This is a genomic window from Rhodopirellula bahusiensis (assembly GCF_002727185.1).
Classification (GTDB): domain Bacteria; phylum Planctomycetota; class Planctomycetia; order Pirellulales; family Pirellulaceae; genus Rhodopirellula; species Rhodopirellula bahusiensis.
Map to the genome: position 1 here is coordinate 1 of NZ_NIZW01000027.1, position 17,006 is coordinate 17,006.

At 57.1% G+C, this 17,006-nt stretch carries 14 protein-coding genes; 10 read left to right on the top strand and 4 right to left on the bottom strand.

The genetic code is table 11. The features are described 5' to 3' along the window. Positions 1–206: 206 nt before the first annotated feature. Positions 207–881, bottom strand: a complete 675-nt coding sequence (locus tag CEE69_RS25870) for a transposase (RefSeq protein ID WP_233215646.1) — start codon at positions 879–881, stop codon at positions 207–209. A 260-nt stretch (positions 882–1,141) separates the two neighbouring features. Between CEE69_RS25870 and CEE69_RS25880 the strand changes: the two genes are divergently transcribed. From CEE69_RS25880 to CEE69_RS25890, 3 genes are all read left to right on the top strand, one after another. Further along, the gene (locus CEE69_RS25880; RefSeq protein WP_099263550.1) at positions 1,142–2,110 is read left to right on the top strand and encodes a hypothetical protein; all 969 of its coding nucleotides are present in this window, start codon (positions 1,142–1,144) and stop codon (positions 2,108–2,110) included. A gap of 283 nt (positions 2,111–2,393) precedes the next feature. Beyond that, the gene (locus CEE69_RS25885; protein ID WP_199169955.1) at positions 2,394–2,822 is read left to right on the top strand and encodes a GNAT family N-acetyltransferase; all 429 of its coding nucleotides are present in this window, start codon (positions 2,394–2,396) and stop codon (positions 2,820–2,822) included. Between the two features lies 1 nt (position 2,823). Beyond that, positions 2,824–3,885: a M42 family metallopeptidase gene (locus CEE69_RS25890; protein WP_099263492.1), complete on the top strand. Its 1,062-nt coding sequence runs from the start codon at positions 2,824–2,826 to the stop codon at positions 3,883–3,885. 197 nt (positions 3,886–4,082) lie between these two features. Here CEE69_RS25890 and CEE69_RS25895 read toward each other — a convergent pair whose 3' ends face one another. Together CEE69_RS25895 and alaS are read right to left on the bottom strand one after the other, a co-directional pair. Continuing rightward, on the bottom strand, positions 4,083–5,120 hold the full coding sequence (locus tag CEE69_RS25895) for a nucleoside monophosphate kinase (RefSeq protein WP_099263493.1): 1,038 nt from the start codon (positions 5,118–5,120) through the stop codon (positions 4,083–4,085). Between the two features lie 65 nt (positions 5,121–5,185). Further along, on the bottom strand, positions 5,186–8,023 hold the full coding sequence (alaS, locus tag CEE69_RS25900) for an alanine--tRNA ligase (protein WP_099263494.1): 2,838 nt from the start codon (positions 8,021–8,023) through the stop codon (positions 5,186–5,188). 236 nt (positions 8,024–8,259) lie between these two features. On the opposite strand from alaS, the gene CEE69_RS25905 reads away from it, so the two are divergent. The 7 genes from CEE69_RS25905 (at position 8,260) to CEE69_RS25935 (ending at position 16,336) form a co-directional block, all read left to right on the top strand. Then, positions 8,260–9,366 (top strand): M24 family metallopeptidase, encoded by a 1,107-nt coding sequence (locus CEE69_RS25905; protein ID WP_099263553.1) that lies wholly within the window; start codon positions 8,260–8,262, stop codon positions 9,364–9,366. A 90-nt stretch (positions 9,367–9,456) separates the two neighbouring features. After that, positions 9,457–9,957, top strand: coding sequence for an acetyl-CoA carboxylase biotin carboxyl carrier protein (accB, locus tag CEE69_RS25910; RefSeq protein ID WP_099263495.1), 501 nt, complete (start codon positions 9,457–9,459; stop codon positions 9,955–9,957). Between the two features lie 5 nt (positions 9,958–9,962). Continuing rightward, positions 9,963–11,315, top strand: a complete 1,353-nt coding sequence (gene accC, locus CEE69_RS25915; protein ID WP_099263496.1) for an acetyl-CoA carboxylase biotin carboxylase subunit — start codon at positions 9,963–9,965, stop codon at positions 11,313–11,315. A gap of 151 nt (positions 11,316–11,466) precedes the next feature. Then, positions 11,467–12,462, top strand: a complete 996-nt coding sequence (locus tag CEE69_RS25920; protein WP_099263497.1) for an NAD-dependent epimerase/dehydratase family protein — start codon at positions 11,467–11,469, stop codon at positions 12,460–12,462. 124 nt (positions 12,463–12,586) lie between these two features. Next, the gene (locus CEE69_RS25925; protein ID WP_099263498.1) at positions 12,587–13,222 is read left to right on the top strand and encodes an RNA polymerase sigma factor; all 636 of its coding nucleotides are present in this window, start codon (positions 12,587–12,589) and stop codon (positions 13,220–13,222) included. A gap of 7 nt (positions 13,223–13,229) precedes the next feature. Further along, positions 13,230–14,756 (top strand): serine/threonine-protein kinase, encoded by a 1,527-nt coding sequence (locus CEE69_RS25930; RefSeq protein ID WP_233215648.1) that lies wholly within the window; start codon positions 13,230–13,232, stop codon positions 14,754–14,756. A gap of 242 nt (positions 14,757–14,998) precedes the next feature. Continuing rightward, positions 14,999–16,336: a hypothetical protein gene (locus CEE69_RS25935; RefSeq protein ID WP_233215649.1), complete on the top strand. Its 1,338-nt coding sequence runs from the start codon at positions 14,999–15,001 to the stop codon at positions 16,334–16,336. 18 nt (positions 16,337–16,354) lie between these two features. On the opposite strand, the gene CEE69_RS25940 is transcribed toward CEE69_RS25935, so the two are convergent. Next, on the bottom strand, positions 16,355–16,927 hold the full coding sequence (locus CEE69_RS25940; protein WP_099263501.1) for a hypothetical protein: 573 nt from the start codon (positions 16,925–16,927) through the stop codon (positions 16,355–16,357). Positions 16,928–17,006: the final 79 nt, after the last annotated feature.

A 17,006-nucleotide genomic window follows, 5' to 3' on the forward strand; every position in this document is an offset into this window, starting at 1 on the left:
GTTACGGACTGCTCATTCGCTTTTGGTTGCTCTCCACCCTTTCTGTTGAAAACGCAGTTACCATCAGCTACGGGGCGGTAACGAATTCCCCGATCAGGACTTTCACCTGACAATTCAATCGCCTTTGCAGGCGCACTAGCTCGGTGGTCCTCCACCGAGACGAGCATGAACTCACGGCGGGGACCGACGTGCTACAGGTTTTTAACTCATTCACGAGTCCAGAGTGTGAATTCCGACTCGTTTAGGCGAGCGTTGGACGGATTGCGGTCGATGTAGCCTTGCAGATATTCGAACTGTTCGGGACTGCGAACGATGTGGTCAAACGGTTCGCTTTGCCACAAACTCCCTCGACGCCCCAATTGGCGATTGATCTCTCGCGCCGAAAACCTCAGTACCTCTCGTAGTTGGTTTCGAAGCAAGAAACCATCTTGCATCTGAAGCAAAACATGCACGTGATTGGGCATGATCACGAACCGCTCGAGGTCATAACGCTCACCATCGAAAAACCGCAGTGACTTCGCAACGACATCGCGTGCCGTCATGTCGCGTAAACAGCAATCTCCATGACAGTCGTCCAGGTGACCATGCCATCGACGATTCTTGTGAAACCTCAACTCTCGCTTGATAGATGGATCAACCGCTGGTGATTGCAACACCTGATCAACGGACCAATCATCCAGCCCATTCTGCTGAAGCCAATTTTCGATCTCTGCGTGCCAACGTTGAACCACCTGCTTCGGCATCGAATCGGCAAGACGAAATGTAACGAAGGTCAGAACCCCATTCATATCGAGATGCGGGAGATTGCGACGAGACTCCAAGACATCACACTTTGTGTCGTAGTAAGCCCATTCGACCGGCGAATTTTTCTTGCCACTCATCCTCAGTCCAATTTCTCGCTGAGTCTTCCAAACGGCGGTATTCTCTCACAGGATCCCTCTGGACCAGCATTGAATATTGAACCCCACATTCCCAACCTGTAGCTCGGTGGTCCCCTGCCGAGACGAGCGCAAACTCACGGCGGGGACCGCCGTGCTACAGTTTTTTTTGATCGCTGTCGCATTCTGTGAAACTGAAGCGTCGTGATTCCTTGGCGGAGTTGACTTGACATCGTTTGTCGCGGATTCGTAGTGTCGGCTCGATAGATGATCCCAAGGTTCTTTCCGATTTGGTTGGACGGCATTCCCGCGTGTATTTTCGTTCCCACGAACGAATGACTCTCTCGGCACCAATGCGGTGTTGGTGGGCTGCTTGCGCACTGGCGTTTGTGACGCTTGGATCAGGATGCTCGCTGTTTCAAAACGGTGTCTGGTCGGACGGGACTCTGGACGAGTCGCACTCAGGTACCAAGCACACTCAGGTTTCCAAGCTCACTCACAAGAGCCGCAAGACGATTTCGTTGCAAGCTGACTTCCGTCATGTCAGCACGCAAGACCTCGACGAATCGCTCTGGCAGCACATCGACGAAACGGCTTTCCCACCCAAGGTCCGCGAAGCCTGGCTGGCCAACGGGTTTCGCATCGGTTTGATCGCGACTCCCGATGCGTTGCCTGACACGGCGGAAGAAAACATGGCCGCGGGCGGCGACCCCATCGATCGATTGCTATCCACCGCCGGAATCCTGGGCCGAAGCCCCTCCGGAGTCGACACGATTCCTTTGCGGCCTTCGCAGCGGCACGAGCTTCCAGTTTCTCACGTGCTCGATGGTGCCCATGTGGTGCTGGCACAAGAGAATGGAAAACTCACGGGTCGCTCGTTGGATTCGCCTCAGATGTCACTCTCGTTGACGCCAACCTTGGGACCGGGGCCCGGACAAGTCACGTTGGACATCCGTCCCGAAATTCAACACGGTTCGGTTCAACAACGTTTCATCAGCAGCGAAGCCGCCACACGATTGGCAACCGGACGCTCGACATGGGAGTTGCCCGAGATGAATCTGTCTTGGGCGGCCAATCCTCACCTGACTTTGCTGATCGCTCCGGTGCATCAACCGGACGAAACCGAACCCACGTTCGGATTGGCTCGGCAAATGCTTCGCGATTCCGATCACATGCAAGACGATCAGCACGTGATGCTGTTGCTGCGGGTCAACGATCTGCCATCGTCCTGATCGCGACGAGTCACCGGTCGATTTCGTTTCGGTGACGCTGGCTGGGGACGAACACCCTCCCCTTCTCATATGGGTCTTCTCATTTGGGATCTTTCGTGATCCGCCGATGCCCCCGCGAAGGATCGGCGGCATTTGTTAAACTCGTGTTTTTGGTGGCCTCCGACTGCAACTGCCGGTGAAACTTCGTTTTTGAAAGACGCTCGCTTTGGCTGACATTCCCTCCCCCGATCCCGCTCCGATCGTCAACGCCCCGCCGGTTTCTCCGCCGGGGGAATCGCTGTCGATGGACGAAGTGACCGTGCGGCAATCAACTCCGTTGGACGCCCTCGCCATCCACGCTTTGATGCGTCCGTTTGTTTCGCAGCACCTGCTGCTCTCTCGCACCGAAGCCGAGATCATCGAACTGACTCGCCACGGTTATGTCGCCATGGTCGAGCCACGCTGCATTGGTTTTGCCGCGATCGAGGTCTACAGCCCGAAGCTGGCCGAACTGCAATGTTTGGCCGTGCACCCCGAGGCTCAACGTTTGGGCTTGGGTCGCAAGCTGGTCGGTCACTGCATCGAACGAGCCCGCACGCTCGGGGTGATGGAAATTCTCGCGATCAGCTCCTCCGAAGACTTCCTCAAATCATGTGGCTTCGACTATTCGTTGCCCGACCAGAAGAAAGCCTTGTTCTGCCAACTCCGCCCTCGCAACTTCGATGACAACTGAAATGCAACCGCTCGAATTTTTCAAGCAATCAATCCTGACTCCCAGTCCTTCGGGCTACGAAGAGCCAATCCAAAAACTGATCGGCCAGTACCTGAAACCGCACAGCGAAGAAGTCTCCATCGACGTGCACGGCAACTTGACCGCGCGAGTTGGCACAGCGGGTGGCCCCAAGTTGATGCTGGCCGGCCACTGCGACCAAATCGGAATGCTGATCTCGCACATCGACGACCAAGGTTTCTTGTACGCCCAAACCATCGGCGGCTGGGACCCACAGCAACTGATCGGCCAATCCATGACAGTGTGGACCGACGACGGGCCAGTCTCAGCGGTCATCAGCCGCAAGCCGATTCACCTTCTGTCCCAGGCAGAACGCGGCGAAGTCGTCAAGCTGGAACAAATGTGGCTGGACATCGGAGCCAAAGATGGTGACGAAGCCAAATCGAAAGTCCGCATCGGTGACTGCGTGACGCTGGACCTCGCCTACCGCGAATTGCTGGGCGACTTGGTCAGCGGTCCCGGCATGGACAACAAAACTGGAATGTGGACTGTCATCGAAACAGCTCGGCGTTGTGCGACTTCCGACGATGCTTTGCAGTGTGAACTGCACAGTGTCGCGACCGTGCAGGAAGAGATCGGGTTGCGTGGAGCCAAGACCGCGGCCGGGCGTATCCAACCGGACGTGGCCATCGCGGTCGACGTCACGCACGCATCGGATTGCCCAACGATCGACAAACAACAGCAAGGCGATATCAAGATCGGTGGCGGTCCTGTCATCTACCGCGGCCCAAACATCAACGCCAAAGTCGCGAAACGGCTGATGCAATTGGCCGATGACAATGACATCGCGTACCAGCCCGCTGCACTCGGCCGTGCCGCGCCGAACGATTCCAATGTGCTACAGGTTTCTGGTTCGGGCGTTGCCACCGGTTTGGTCGCCATCCCCAACCGCTACATGCACTCAGCGGTCGAAACGATCAGCCTGGGTGACATCGAAGCAATCGCGAAATTGCTGACGCTGTTCGCTCAATCGCTAACGGCAGAATGCGATTTCATTCCCGGTTGAACAAACTGTAGCTCGGTGGTCCCACCAGGGAGATGCTGCAGCAAAGTATTTGCTCGAAGACTATTAGCGGAGCGGCGCGAGCCGCCCGGTGTGTCATCCGAGAGTTCGCGGTCTGCCGTCACCCTTAGAAACCCCGAGCTATCGCCAGACTTTTACTCACGGCGGGGACCGCCGTGCTACAGGTTTTTGGAACCGGTCTAGTTCGGGAATGGCCTCAACCCAAGGAGCATTTCGGCTCTCTCGGACAGCGGTTTGTTCGCCAGACTGCAATCGGTGTGCTCGGACAGATTCTCACAAACAAGCTTGTAGACCGTCTGACGGTCCAAGCTCGTGTCCACTTCAACGCACCGGTTCAACTTCCGAAAATATTCGACGGTCGGCAACGTTTCTGCTTTGAAGGTATCGAACCTCGACTTCAAGCTTTCTAAATTGTCGTCTTGCCGGCCGGTGTATTTTGCTCGAGCCAAGACTCGTTTCTCGAGCACGTCATACGGGCACTCAAAGAACAGCATCTTTGGCAGTTCAGCGTGTCCGCCAAACGCGTCACGCCACGCTTCCAAGTTGGACTCCGATCGCGGGAACCCGTCCAGCAAGAAATTCCGGTTGCCAGTGCGTCGTGTTGTTGCTTCCATTGCTTCTTGGAGCAGCTTCACAACGATTGTGCTGGGGACCAAATTTCCCGCGGCGATGATCTCTTCAATGGTCGCCGCATGAGGCCCATTGGCTTCCCGCTCGGCTCGCAGCAAATCGCCGGTCGACAAGTGGACCCAGCCAAGTTGGGACTCGGCCAATTCACACATCGTCCCTTTGCCGGCGCCGGGACCACCGAGCACGAACACGACATTCGGTTTTGGGCATGGCTGCCGTGGGTCATGATGATGGATCACAACCTCGGGAGCGGGTGCGACGCCCTTCTTGTACACATGCCATGGTCGGTCCGTTGGCGGCAATTCATCTTCACAGGTGATGTCATAAGCGAGGTGCCCATCCAGCCGACAGATCCTCCACGATCGATACGTATTGGAATACGACAGCGCCGGGCTTCTGGCAGATTTTCCGTCCGCACGATCCCAGGCCATCTTGCCATTCCAATACCCAAGACTGGAAACGGTCCCCGACTCAGACTCAGCCGGCGGCGCCGTGGAGGGCACAAAGAGCCCATCCACTTCAGGCAATCCCGCACCGGTCACCTCGATATAGAACGTATTGGGAGTCAACTCGTTTGATTCATTCATGAGGAGCAAAGCATCCCATCTTTGGTGGCCGTGGCAGGAAATGAAAGGCAAGCAAGAGGCGGCTCTTAACCCAGTTTCTCGGTCATCGTTTCGCGAGCTTGCTGGAGAGCTTCGGGCAATTTGCTGGCGTCTTTGCCACCGGCTTGAGCCATGTCAGGACGTCCACCACCGCTGCCGCCGACCACCTTGGCCGCTGCACCGACCCAATCACCTGCTTTCAATCCGCGATCGACCAAATCGCGACTCAGGCCACCGACCAACATGACTTTCTCGTTCATCGCCGAAGCCAACAACACGGCCGTCGGGGCGTCGCTCTTCTTGCGAATCTGATCGATCCAACCACGCATGATGTTTGGATTGGCACCTGGTGTTTCCACGACGATCAACAACGTGTCGCCGACTTTGGTTCCGTCCGCGATCAAGTCATCGGCGGAGATTTTGCCGCCCGCGGTGACTTGTTTGAGCTGTTCGACCAACTTCGAGCGATCCGCCAACAACGAATCCAAACGGCCCAACACATCGGTGATCGCAACGTTCAATCGGCGAGTCAAACCGCGAACTGCCGCTCGCACTGCGTTGTAGTCATCTGTGTCAGTCGCTTCGGCATTGGCTGCCTTGGCATCGAAGACAAACTCGGCGGGGTAGTCGGCCGCTTTGCCGGACGACAACTCTTTCTTCAACCGGCGAACTTCTTCGATCAACGCAACCGTGGCGGCGGAAGCCAGCGAAGCATCGCAGTTCAATTTGCCCGCCACCTCATTCAGCAACGCTTGTGTTTGCTCGCGGTGTTCCTTAGCACGGCCGCCCGTCAGCGCTTCGATTCGGCGTGTTCCCGTGGAAACGCTTTCCTCGACAACGACTTCGAACGAGCCAACCTGATTGGTGTTGGTCAGGTGAGTCCCGCCGCACAATTCGCGACTGAACGTTCCCATCGAAACCATCCGGCATGGGTCGGGATACTTTTCGCCAAACAACATCATCGCACCCGCTTCTCGAGCATCGGCAAGCGACACGGTGTCCCAGCGAATTTCATCGCCGCTGCCAACCATGCTCAGCACATCTTGTTCGATCTTCACCAACGTCTCGTCGTCGATGGCCTTGGGGTTAGTGAAGTCAAAACGCAAGCGATCCGGTTCAACCTTGCTGCCCTGTTGCTCCGCATGGCGACCAACATGGTTGTGCAGTGCGTGGTGCAAAATGTGAGTCGCACTGTGGGCTCGTGCGAGCGCGGTGCGGTTCTCGACATCAACCGTTGCCGTGCAAGTTTCGCCTTCGCTGATCTTGCCGCGAACCAATCGTCCGTGGTGCACAATCAACGAAGCGTGTCGCTGCGTGTCGATGACTTCAAATTCAAAGTGATCGTTTGCGATCACACCGATGTCGCCAACTTGGCCGCCCGATTCGCCATAGAACGGTGAGTGGTCCAGCACCAATCGCAAGATCGCGTCTTCGGGGCGATCGAGGTGACTGAGCAATTGCCCGTCGTCGCCCTTGCCTTTGCCATCGCCGGTAATGATGCCTTTGACGACTGCCGAAGCTTCGGTTTGGTCATAGCCAACAAACGGTGTTTCACGCAAAGCCTCTTTCAGCGTTTCCAAAGGTCCGGTTTGGAACAGAACGCGTTGTCCGCCGTCGCTTTCGTCGGCGTGTTTGTCCATCGCTTCGCGAAAGCCCGACCAATCGAACGTGAAGTTCTGCTCGGCGGCCAGCGTTTGAACCAATTCCGGTGGAACACCATAGGTCGTCAACAAATCCGCAGCGTCGGCACCGGGCACCATCACGGATGATTCGTCGTTCATCTCTTCGAACAAACGGTGAATGCGTTTCATCCCGCCATCGATGGTCGAGAAGAATGCTTTCTCTTCAGACTCAATCGCTTCGCTGACGCGTTGGGTCGTTTGGCCCAGTTCTGGGTAAGCAGCCTTGGACGCATTCGCGACAGCTTCGACCAGCTTGTACAAGAAAGGCTCTCGCAAATTCATTTGGTACCCGTCCAACACCGCGCGGCGAATCAAACGGCGAATGACCGAGCGAGCGTCTTTGGGTCCGGGGTACACGTTTTCATGAACCGCGAAAACGCTGGCTCGCGCGTGGTCAGTGATCCGGCGAAGTCGCCGCCCGTTGTCACTCTCGTATTCGTACTTCACACCGCAGACTTCCGACGCCGCTTCGACAATCGGAAACAGACTGTCGATGTGGAAGTTGGTTGGCACGCCTTGCAAGACACTGGCGGTTCGCTCCAGCCCCATACCGGTGTCGATGTTCTTGCTGGGAAGCGGATGCAAGTTGTCCGGCGGCGTTCCCACACGATTGAACTGGGTGAACACCAAGTTCCAGATTTCGACATCGCTGCCGTCTTCGAGTTGGTAATAGATTTCGCTGCAGGGACCGCAAACTCCGTCGGGCCCTTCGCTCGGAGCGGATGCCGGCCAAAAGTTTTCGTCTTCTTCCATTCGCGAAATGCGTTGGGTCGGCAATCCGATCTTTTCGTGCCAAATCCCAAACGCTTCGTCGTCATCCTTGTAGACCGTGACCGTCAATCGCTCGCCGGGGATGCCCAACCACTTCTTGTCGGTCAAAAATTCCCACGCCCAGTGGATCGCTTCTTCCTTGAAGTAGTCGCCGAACGAAAAATTGCCCAGCATTTCAAAGAACGTGTGGTGAAACGCGGTCCGGCCGACATTGTCGATGTCACCCGTTCGCAAACACTTTTGACAGGTCGTCGCACGAGTGAAGTCCAGTTTGACCTTGCCGAGAAAGTGGTCTTTGAACTGGTTCATCCCCGCGGGGGTGAACAAAACCGAAGGATCCCAAGCCGGAACGAGCACGTCGCTGGGTTGGCGGACGCAACCTTTGGTCTCAAAGAACGCCAGATATTTTTCGCGGAGTTCGTCAGTTTTCATCGGGATGTGCGGGTGGGTTCAACGGGGAAAAGATCGGGGATTGAGCCAAGTGGGCTCGCGGTCCATCGTCGGCATGATATCAGTCGATGCCCGACGGGTGACAGGTGCCGAATTTCGGCCCACAATGCCAGCCCGCACAGTGCCAATCGCCGGGCGGCGGCTTCCGCCTCGGTCCGTCGACGAAAAGCATCTGCCGCGAAACGGCCGACTCAACATCACCACTGGATATCGACTTCATGACAGAGCGTATTGAACGACTTGTGCAATCCATCGCCGATTCGGACCAGCAGATGGACGCGATTTTGATCTGCAGCGAAGTCAACGTGCGATATCTCAGCGGATTCACCGGCGACAGCACTTGGTTGCTGGTCCGTCCCGACGGCAAAGCAACGCTGCTGTCCGATCGCCGCTACGAAACCCAAATTGCCGAAGAATGCCCGAACCTGGAAAGTGCGATTCGGCCGCCCAGCCAGACTTTGGTCGCGTTGCTGGCGGAGTATCTGGGCGATTTGTCGCTGAAAACGATTGGCTTCGAGGCTGATCACGTGCAAGTTTCCACGCTTCGGAAGTGGCAGGAACAGATTGAAACGATGGAGTGGGTCGATACCAGCGGATTGGTCGAAACACTGCGTTCGATCAAAGACGCCGATGAGTTGGCCACGATTCGGCGTGCCATCGCGATTGCCGAGCGAAGCTTCCTCAGCGTCACCAACAAACTGACGCCGCAGATGACCGAACTGCAAATCGCTCACGAACTCGAAGCGACGATGCGAAGTCTGGGAGCGTCCGGAGTCGCCTTCGACGTGATCGCGGGGGCCGAACCCAGCGGTGCCCTGCCCCACTATCACCCTCGCAACATTGCCCTGGCAGATTGCCGAACGCTGCTCATCGATTGGGGGGCTCGCGTCGACGGATACTGCAGCGACTTGACCCGGACACTGCACAAAGCCGAAGTGAGATCAACGACCGCCGATCGATTTGAAGCCGCCTACCAAGCTGTTTTGGAATCACAAGAAGCTGCGATCTCCGCCATTCGCGACGGGGTGGAAGCCATCGAAGTGGACCGAGCGGCTCGCCAGGTTCTGCAAAAAGCGGGGCTGGGCGACGCTTTCAAACACGGGCTCGGACACGGGTTTGGATTGCAAATTCACGAGGATCCACGCATGGGCCCGATGTCGACCGAGGTTCTCCGCGAGGGGATGGTGATTACTGTAGAGCCAGGCGTGTATTTCGAGGGCGAATTTGGAATTCGCATTGAGGACGACATCCTCGTCACAGCGGATGGATTTGAGCGTCTGAGCACCCTTCCGAAGGGTCTCGATGATTGTCGTCTTGTTGTGTAAAACGTGCAAACTTAATCTTCACCCACAAAAGGTTGCTCGGATCCCATCTGGATTCGAGAAACATTGGACTTTGCAGGTATCGGACTTCGTATGAAATCGGAAACACCCGACGACGGGGATGTGTTTGACATCGATCGGATTCGCCAGATCGTCGAGTTGATGGAACAACACGAACTGAACGAAGTGGACCTGCAACAGGGCGACGATCGGATCAAACTGACTCGTGGTGGAACAGCTCCCGCCATGATTCCCGCGCCCGCCGCAGTGGCTCCCGTTGCAGCACCTGCGCCGGCCGCCGCTCCCGCTCCGGCCCCAGCTGGTGGCGACGCCGGCGGTGACACTGCCGGGACGATCACCATCAACTCGCCGATGGTTGGCACGTTCTATTCGAAAGCCAATCCTGAATCGCCGCCGTTTGTCAAAGTCGGTGACGTGGTCAACGACGACACCGTGATTTGCATCGTCGAGGCAATGAAGGTCTTCAACGAGATTCCTGCCGAATGCCGCGGGAAGATTGTCGAGGTGCTGGTCAGCGATCAACAAGCCGTCGATTTCGGTAAACCTTTGTTCCGCGTCCAGGTGGACGGCTGAAGTCTATGTTTGAACGAATTTTGATCGCCAATCGAGGCGAGATTGCGCTGCGTGTGATTCGCGCCTGTCGCGAAATGGGTATCGAGTCGGTCGCCGTTTACAGCGAAGCCGACAAGGACTCCATGCACGTCAAGTTGGCGGACCACGCGTACTGCGTTGGCACCAACCGAAGCGCTGACAGCTACTTGAAAATTGATCGCATCATCGCCACGGCCGAAGTGGCCGGCGTCGACGCGATCCACCCCGGTTATGGCTTCTTGGCAGAGAACGCTCAGTTCAACGAGCAATGCCGCAGCAGCGGGTTCGAATTCATCGGCCCCTCGCCAACCGCGATGGACAAACTGGGCGACAAGAACACCGCTCGTTCGATGGCGATCGCGCAAAACGTCCCCGTCGTTCCCGGCAGTGATGGATTGATCGCGGACTTCGATCGAGCCATCGACACCGCGAAAGAAATCGGCTTTCCCGTGCTGATCAAAGCCACCGCCGGTGGTGGTGGCAAAGGCATGCGGGTCGCCGAGACCGAAGACGTTCTTAAGAGCCAACTCGAAGCGGCTCGCAACGAAGCCATCGCGGCATTCGGCAACGGTGGCGTGTACCTGGAAAAATTCATCCAGCAACCGCGTCACATCGAAGTCCAAGTCATCGCGGACTCGCACGGCAACGTGTGCCACCTGTTCGAACGTGACTGCAGCGTCCAACGGCGCCACCAAAAACTCGTCGAAGAAGCCCCCAGCCCCGACCTGCCGCAAGACCGCCGCGAAGCGATCTGCGATGCCGCCGTGCGAATGATCGCTGGTGCGGATTACGCTGGCGCGGGAACGGTCGAGTTCATTGTCGACAAGGACTACAACTTCTACTTCATCGAAGTCAACGCGCGGATCCAAGTCGAACACCCGGTTTCAGAAATGATCACCGGCGTGGACCTGATCCAAGAACAAATTCGCGTCGCCGCTGGTCTGCCGCTGTCGTTCCGTCAAGAAGAACTGACTTGCACCGGCCACGCGATCGAATGCCGGCTCAATGCGGAAGATCCAACGAAGAACTTCCAACCTTGCCCTGGGCAAATCAAATCGATGTTCGTGCCTGGCGGCATGGGCGTTCGATTCGATTCGCATGTGCAGACCGGTTACGTGGTGCCTCCGTATTACGATTCGATGATCGGCAAACTGATCGTCCATCGCCCGACGCGGGAACAAGCCATCGCGACGATGCTTCGTGCTTTGAAGGAACTGCAGGTCGAAGGCATCACCACAACCGTCGGTTTCCACAACTGGATCCTCCGAAACGAAGCCTTCGTAAACGGCACCGTGGACACCAAATTCGTCGACCGAAACTACGAAGGCCAAACGTCTTAGGGTTGCGTCACCGCTAGGAAAAGTCGTTCTGGCCGTAGCGGAAGTCGCCAAGACTTTCGGCAATTCACGATGCAGACCGAAACTCTTGACGAGTTCCGCTACCCCATTGGTCGATGCCACTCCTGATTCCGTTGGTCCCCAAGGAATAACCATGCGAGTCTTTGTGACTGGCGGCACTGGCTTGCTGGGCAACACGATCCTTCGCCAACTGTCGGGCGCCGGACATGACCTGATCGCTTTGGTGCGAGGCGAACCCGATCCCCAGGTCTTCGATGGGATCAACACGACGTTCGCTCACGGCGACCTCCTCGATCAAACCGCGATCGAAAATGCGGTGGCTGACTGCGATGTGGTCATTCACTCCGCCGGCATGATCCACCTGGGTTGGAAACGCCTCGACGACAGCATGGCCGTCAACCGCGACGGCACCCAAACCATCGTCGACGCCTGCCTGCATCACGATTGCAAACTCGTTCACGTTGGCACCGTCAACACGCTCGGTATCGCGGACCGCAACGGCGTGGCGAACGAAGACACTCCGCTGGACCACGCAGGCGGGCAAATCCCGTGCAGCTACGTCCTCAGCAAACGAGCTGGCAACGAGGTCGTTTTGCAGGGCGTCCAAGATGGCCTGAAAGCCGTCTTGGTTCACCCGGGGTTCATGCTCGGTCCCTGGGATTGGAAACCCAGCAGCGGCCGGATGCTTCTGGAAGTCAGCAAAGCCTGGCGGCCGCTCTCACCTTCAGGCGGCAACAGCACCTGCGATTCGCGAGACGTGGCCGCCGCCGCCATCCGCGCCGCTGAAAAGCTGATCAGCAATAAAATCCCCGCGGGCCGGCAATACATCTTGGCTGGCCACAACATGCGATACCTCGAACTGTGGAAAGCCATGACCGAGGCGATGGGTGCCCGCCAACCGCTCATGCGTGCCGGGCCGGCTCAGCGATGGATCGCAGGAGTCGCCGGCGACGTGGTCGGCAAACTGCTGCCACACGAAGTTGACTTCAACAGCGCCGCCGTGGGCATGTCGAGCCAATACCACTACTACGACAGTTCGCGAGCCCAAAGCGAACTCGACTACAAAATCCGGCCGTTTGAAGAAAGCCTGGCCGACGCTGCGAACTGGATCCGCCACCACCACCAGTGAAGCTGGGCACAGACACAATCGCAAGCACCAGGATTTTCGCCATTTTCTAAGATTGGGCGCAATGTTTGGCTCGGACATCCGTGAGACTCTTTGAACAGTCGGTCCACCCACCTGGAACTGCGTTTTGGATTTCGATTCCACCGCCGCCGAACCAACGACTCGCGCAAGTCTGCTTTTGAGACTGCGTGATTCCAAGGATGAATTCGCCTGGGCCGAGTTCTCTGCCGTCTATGAGCCGGTGATCTACCGCCTGATCAAACGGCGTGGGGTGCAGGACGCGGACGCTCGCGAGATTGTGCAAGAGATTCTGATGTCGGTCGCCGGTGCGATCGAGCGGTTTGACGTGACCGCCCAAGGCTCTTTTCGCGGTTGGCTCAGCCGAATCACGCGAAACGCAACCATCGACCGACTGAGATCGGTTCAGTCTCGCCGCGAACTGAATGGAGGCAGCAGCATCGTTCGAATCATCGACGCCGTTGCCTCCAACGAGCAAGGCATCGACGGCACTCAACAGGACGCAGAATTGTCGCACGAGTTTGATCGTGATCATCGCCAACAATTGTTTCGCTGGGCCGCAAGCAAGGTGCGATCACGCACGGGCGAAAGAAACTGGATCGCGTTCTGGCGAACCGCCGTGGAGGACCAATCCATCGCGGCCGTCGCCTCCGACCTGGGCATCTCCGAAGGCTCGGTCTATGTCGCCAGGTGCCGAATCCTCAAACGGATTCGCGAACTCGTCCATCAACGTTTGAGTGATTGAACGCATCATGATTGCCAAGCAAAACCCACACTTTGAATTGGACAAGCTACGAGAGTTGCTTGACGAGCGATTGTCTGCCCCCGAAGCGGATCGCATCGAGTTTCATCTCAGCAATTGCCAGCATTGCCGGTCGCAACTACAGGAAATTGCCGGCGAGCCCATGTGGTGGGACGAGACAGTCGAAGTCCTCAGCAAGAGCACCTTCATCGACCAAAGCAGCCGGCCTGCTTCTAAACCCCCGAGCGATCCGGCCGAACCCCAGCGATCCTTCGACGCGTCCTTGGACTGGATCCGTCCCCTGCTGCAACCACTGCGGGATCAACGCTCAGACGCCGTCGATGACGCGCCTGCAATTGGCACCTTGGACCAATACTCGATTCACAGCGTGATCGGACAAGGAGGCATGGGCGTCGTGCTACGAGGCTTGGACCCGGAACTGAATCGACCGGTTGCGATCAAAGTCCTCTCCCCTCATCTCGCCGGCGTTGGTGCGGCGCGGACCCGCTTCATGCGAGAGGCACAAGCCGCCGCGGCGATTGTGCATCCTTCCATCGTACCGATCTACAGCGTTGTCCCGAACGCTCGATTGCCTTACCTGGTGATGCCCTGCATCGACGGCGGAAACTTGCAACAATGCCTTGATCGCGAAGGCCCGCTGGAACTGATCGAAATCGTTAGGATCGGCCTGCAAATCGCCGAAGGATTGTCAGCCGCGCACAAGAACAGCGTGCTTCACCGAGACATCAAACCCGCCAATATCTTGATCGAAGAAGGCAACGGTCGCGTCCTGATCAGCGACTTTGGACTCGCTCGAGCACTCGATGACGCCACGCTAACCAACAGCGGCATGATCGCTGGCACACCGCAGTACATGAGCCCAGAGCAAGCTCGCGGCGAACCCTTGGACGCCCGCAGCGATCTGTTCAGCTTGGGCAGTCTGCTCTACGCGCTGGCAACGGGACGACCGCCCTTCCGCGCCGAGTCCCCTCTCGGAGTCCTGCGAAAGATCACCGAGACACGCGCCAAACCCATCCAAGAGATCAACGAACGAATGCCTCGTTGGTTCGACAACTTGGTCGCTCGCCTCATGGAACCTGACCTCACGCTTCGGATCGACTCCGCAGACGAGACGGTCACGCTCCTGCGTGAGGTCAACGCCCATGTGCGAAACCCAACGGCCAATCGACTGCCTGACTCGCTCAACGAACGTCGCCCGCAACGCTCCCTTCGATGGACGCTTGCCACGGCAGGCCTGCTGACAGTGGTGTTCGCGATTGCAACCTGGAACCACCGCCCGCCAGAAAACACTCACACGGAACCGTCGCCACCAACCATCATCGAACAATCGCGACGGTTGATCGCGATGCCACCGAGCGCCCCCGCGGCCCCCACTCCGACCACCGACGACTGGGACGCAGTTCACTTCAACGCAGAACTGCGTTTGCTTCAGTTCGCGCTGGATCAACTGACAATCCAACTCGACGGAACTGACTCAACAATCGATCCCGACCTCACTGATGGAGATCAAAAATGAAGGATGAAGCTCAAATAAAATCGGTTCCCACTGCGACGTTGCCCAAGCGAAGAAGCCGTGCCTGGAAGTCGGCACTCATCGCGACATTGACGGTCCCCACGGCTGCCATCTTGGTGTGGTCCTGGACTTCCCCGCCCTCAACATGGGCCCAAAACCGGGATTCACGACCGATCAGCCAACAGCGACCTCTGAACTCTTATCCCCAACCGAACAACCTACCGTACCAGGAGTCGCGTGCGCAAATGACAAGTGACCCCAACTCACGGAATGGCTTTTCAACTCCGCCATACCCCACCTACGTTCAGCAATCGCAAACAAGATTCAATCGCAAAACCAACATGGCGCTGCCGGTCAACAAGGGGAATTCACTGGTCCCAAACGATGGATTCCAAGAAGCCGAGGTCCCCGTCACGGTTCATTCCACTGACCAATACGGAAACATCTCCATCAGAACCGACATGAGAACCGCGAGAGTTCCTGTCCGAGCCACAGGCCTTGTGATGACCAAGGGGAATTCCAAACACAACGAAAGAATCAAGCAACTGGTCAATGAACTGCGGGGATCAACAACCAACAACGAAAACAGCAACGAGGTGGACGCCAAGCTGGCTGAATTGCGGAACGAACTGGAATCGGAATTCAAGCGGATGCATGAACAGCAAGGCTCGGAGATCGCAGCAATTGAAAAGCGCCTCCAATCGCTCAAGGATATCCATCAGCAACGCGCTGAAAACCAAGACAAAATCATTCAGCGACGAATCGATCAACTGCTCGGCCGCAGCGATCCACTGGATTGGAACTACACACCACCAACCACTCCGTATGGCCCCGTCTCACCGTATTTTGGCACCGACTCGATCGGTCCGGACTTGCTTCCTAGAGGCTATTCAGAGCCCTACTCCCCAACCCCGCAAGCCAACACCTCTCGTTCAAACAACTCATGGCAACCGAGCCCCAACCGGCCCCCGACTCGTTCGCCACAAACACCAGCGTCCAAATCCGCTCCTCCATCCTACCCCGGAAAACTCATGGAAGCTTTCGAGTCTGCCTTGAAAGCGAACGACGCGGCACTCCTCGAGCAGTCAAACAAAGAACGCCTCAATGACTACACTCGCCTGCATGAACAGGGCGCGCTTCCTGCCTCTGAATTGCGAAAGGCAACCCTCGACTACACAACCGCCCAAAAGCAAACCGCGCTGCTGAAACTGCAACTTCAATCGATCCAGCGTGGCTTGGCTCGCAATTTGAAAGCGGCTGAATTCGAACTGGCCACCCTCATCGAGCAGCAGCAATCAAATCCCTCTGCCAACTCCAAGTCCACACAACTCGAGCGCCAAAAGGCTGAGTCTGCGATCACTGAAGCGAGAGATGCAATCGCACAATTCGAGGCTGCGATGAAACTGATTCCCGCCAGTGCGGACTCGGCCGATGCCCCCGAGAATCCAAACGAACGCGTGGAACAGCCAACATCCGAACTGGATGGACCAACTGGCGAACCCCAAGCAAGCGAAGAACCAACTCGAAATCTCGAAACAGAGGAAGTAGAGACGACGCCAAATGAGCCCGTTCCGAGCTTTTAAACATCACTTGATTCACGACTACTCCAGGGTGATCACATCCTTGGTCACTTTCATGATCATCACCGCTCGCTTGCCATCATCAGCGTGAGTGGGCAGTCCCGTTCGTGAGTCAGCCGCCCCAACTAGGAACCACTTTCCAACCGGTGCTCTGACGGTGGTCGCGATGGTCATTCCCGATTGTGGCTGCGTCCGGAACTCAACCTGAGCCTGAACTTCACCCGACTCCGTCGTGTTCAGAAACCGGACCTGGCACTGCAATTGCCCGTAGCGCGAGCCACCGTCCACACGAGCGTCCAATCCAACCGTGACGGATGCCATCGCGCTGCCCGCAGGAACCAATCGGCCAAATCCGACCGTCGACAATGCCTCGCGTGCGGGCCCCGCATATTCGATCCGGTTCGCGTCGTCGGATTCGATCAACCACAACGCCTGAAAAGAAACATCCTTGATCGGACCAGTTGGAATAGCGGCAGCCTGCTGCTGTGCAACCACTTCTTTGGCGTCCATCGCGGAAAACAATGCAGCCAGAGCCGCGGCGAGAACAAGCGGAGCAAAACGCGTGTGAACGCACGGAAGAAATCGGTCGAGCATTTGAGGGAACCTCAACAATGGGGGATGTTCATTGAACAAACTTTGGACGAACGCGATCCTACAAAGTTCCGTCCCAATC

Bases quoted from the DNA above. Each gene is read 5' to 3' on its own strand.
- CEE69_RS25905 (WP_099263553.1), top strand. From the start codon at position 8,260: ATGACAGAGCGTATTGAACGACTTGTGCAATCCATCGCCGATTCGGAC.
- CEE69_RS25895 (WP_099263493.1), bottom strand. From the start codon at position 5,120: ATGAATGAATCAAACGAGTTGACTCCCAATACGTTCTATATCGAGGTG.
- CEE69_RS25935 (WP_233215649.1), top strand. From the start codon at position 14,999: ATGACAAGTGACCCCAACTCACGGAATGGCTTTTCAACTCCGCCATAC.
- accB (WP_099263495.1), top strand. From the start codon at position 9,457: ATGAAATCGGAAACACCCGACGACGGGGATGTGTTTGACATCGATCGG.
- accC (WP_099263496.1), top strand. From the start codon at position 9,963: ATGTTTGAACGAATTTTGATCGCCAATCGAGGCGAGATTGCGCTGCGT.
- alaS (WP_099263494.1), bottom strand. From the start codon at position 8,023: ATGAAAACTGACGAACTCCGCGAAAAATATCTGGCGTTCTTTGAGACC.
- CEE69_RS25870 (WP_233215646.1), bottom strand. From the start codon at position 881: ATGAGTGGCAAGAAAAATTCGCCGGTCGAATGGGCTTACTACGACACA.
- CEE69_RS25940 (WP_099263501.1), bottom strand. From the start codon at position 16,927: ATGCTCGACCGATTTCTTCCGTGCGTTCACACGCGTTTTGCTCCGCTT.
- CEE69_RS25930 (WP_233215648.1), top strand. From the start codon at position 13,230: ATGATTGCCAAGCAAAACCCACACTTTGAATTGGACAAGCTACGAGAG.
- CEE69_RS25920 (WP_099263497.1), top strand. From the start codon at position 11,467: ATGCGAGTCTTTGTGACTGGCGGCACTGGCTTGCTGGGCAACACGATC.
- CEE69_RS25885 (WP_199169955.1), top strand. From the start codon at position 2,394: ATGGACGAAGTGACCGTGCGGCAATCAACTCCGTTGGACGCCCTCGCC.
- CEE69_RS25890 (WP_099263492.1), top strand. From the start codon at position 2,824: ATGCAACCGCTCGAATTTTTCAAGCAATCAATCCTGACTCCCAGTCCT.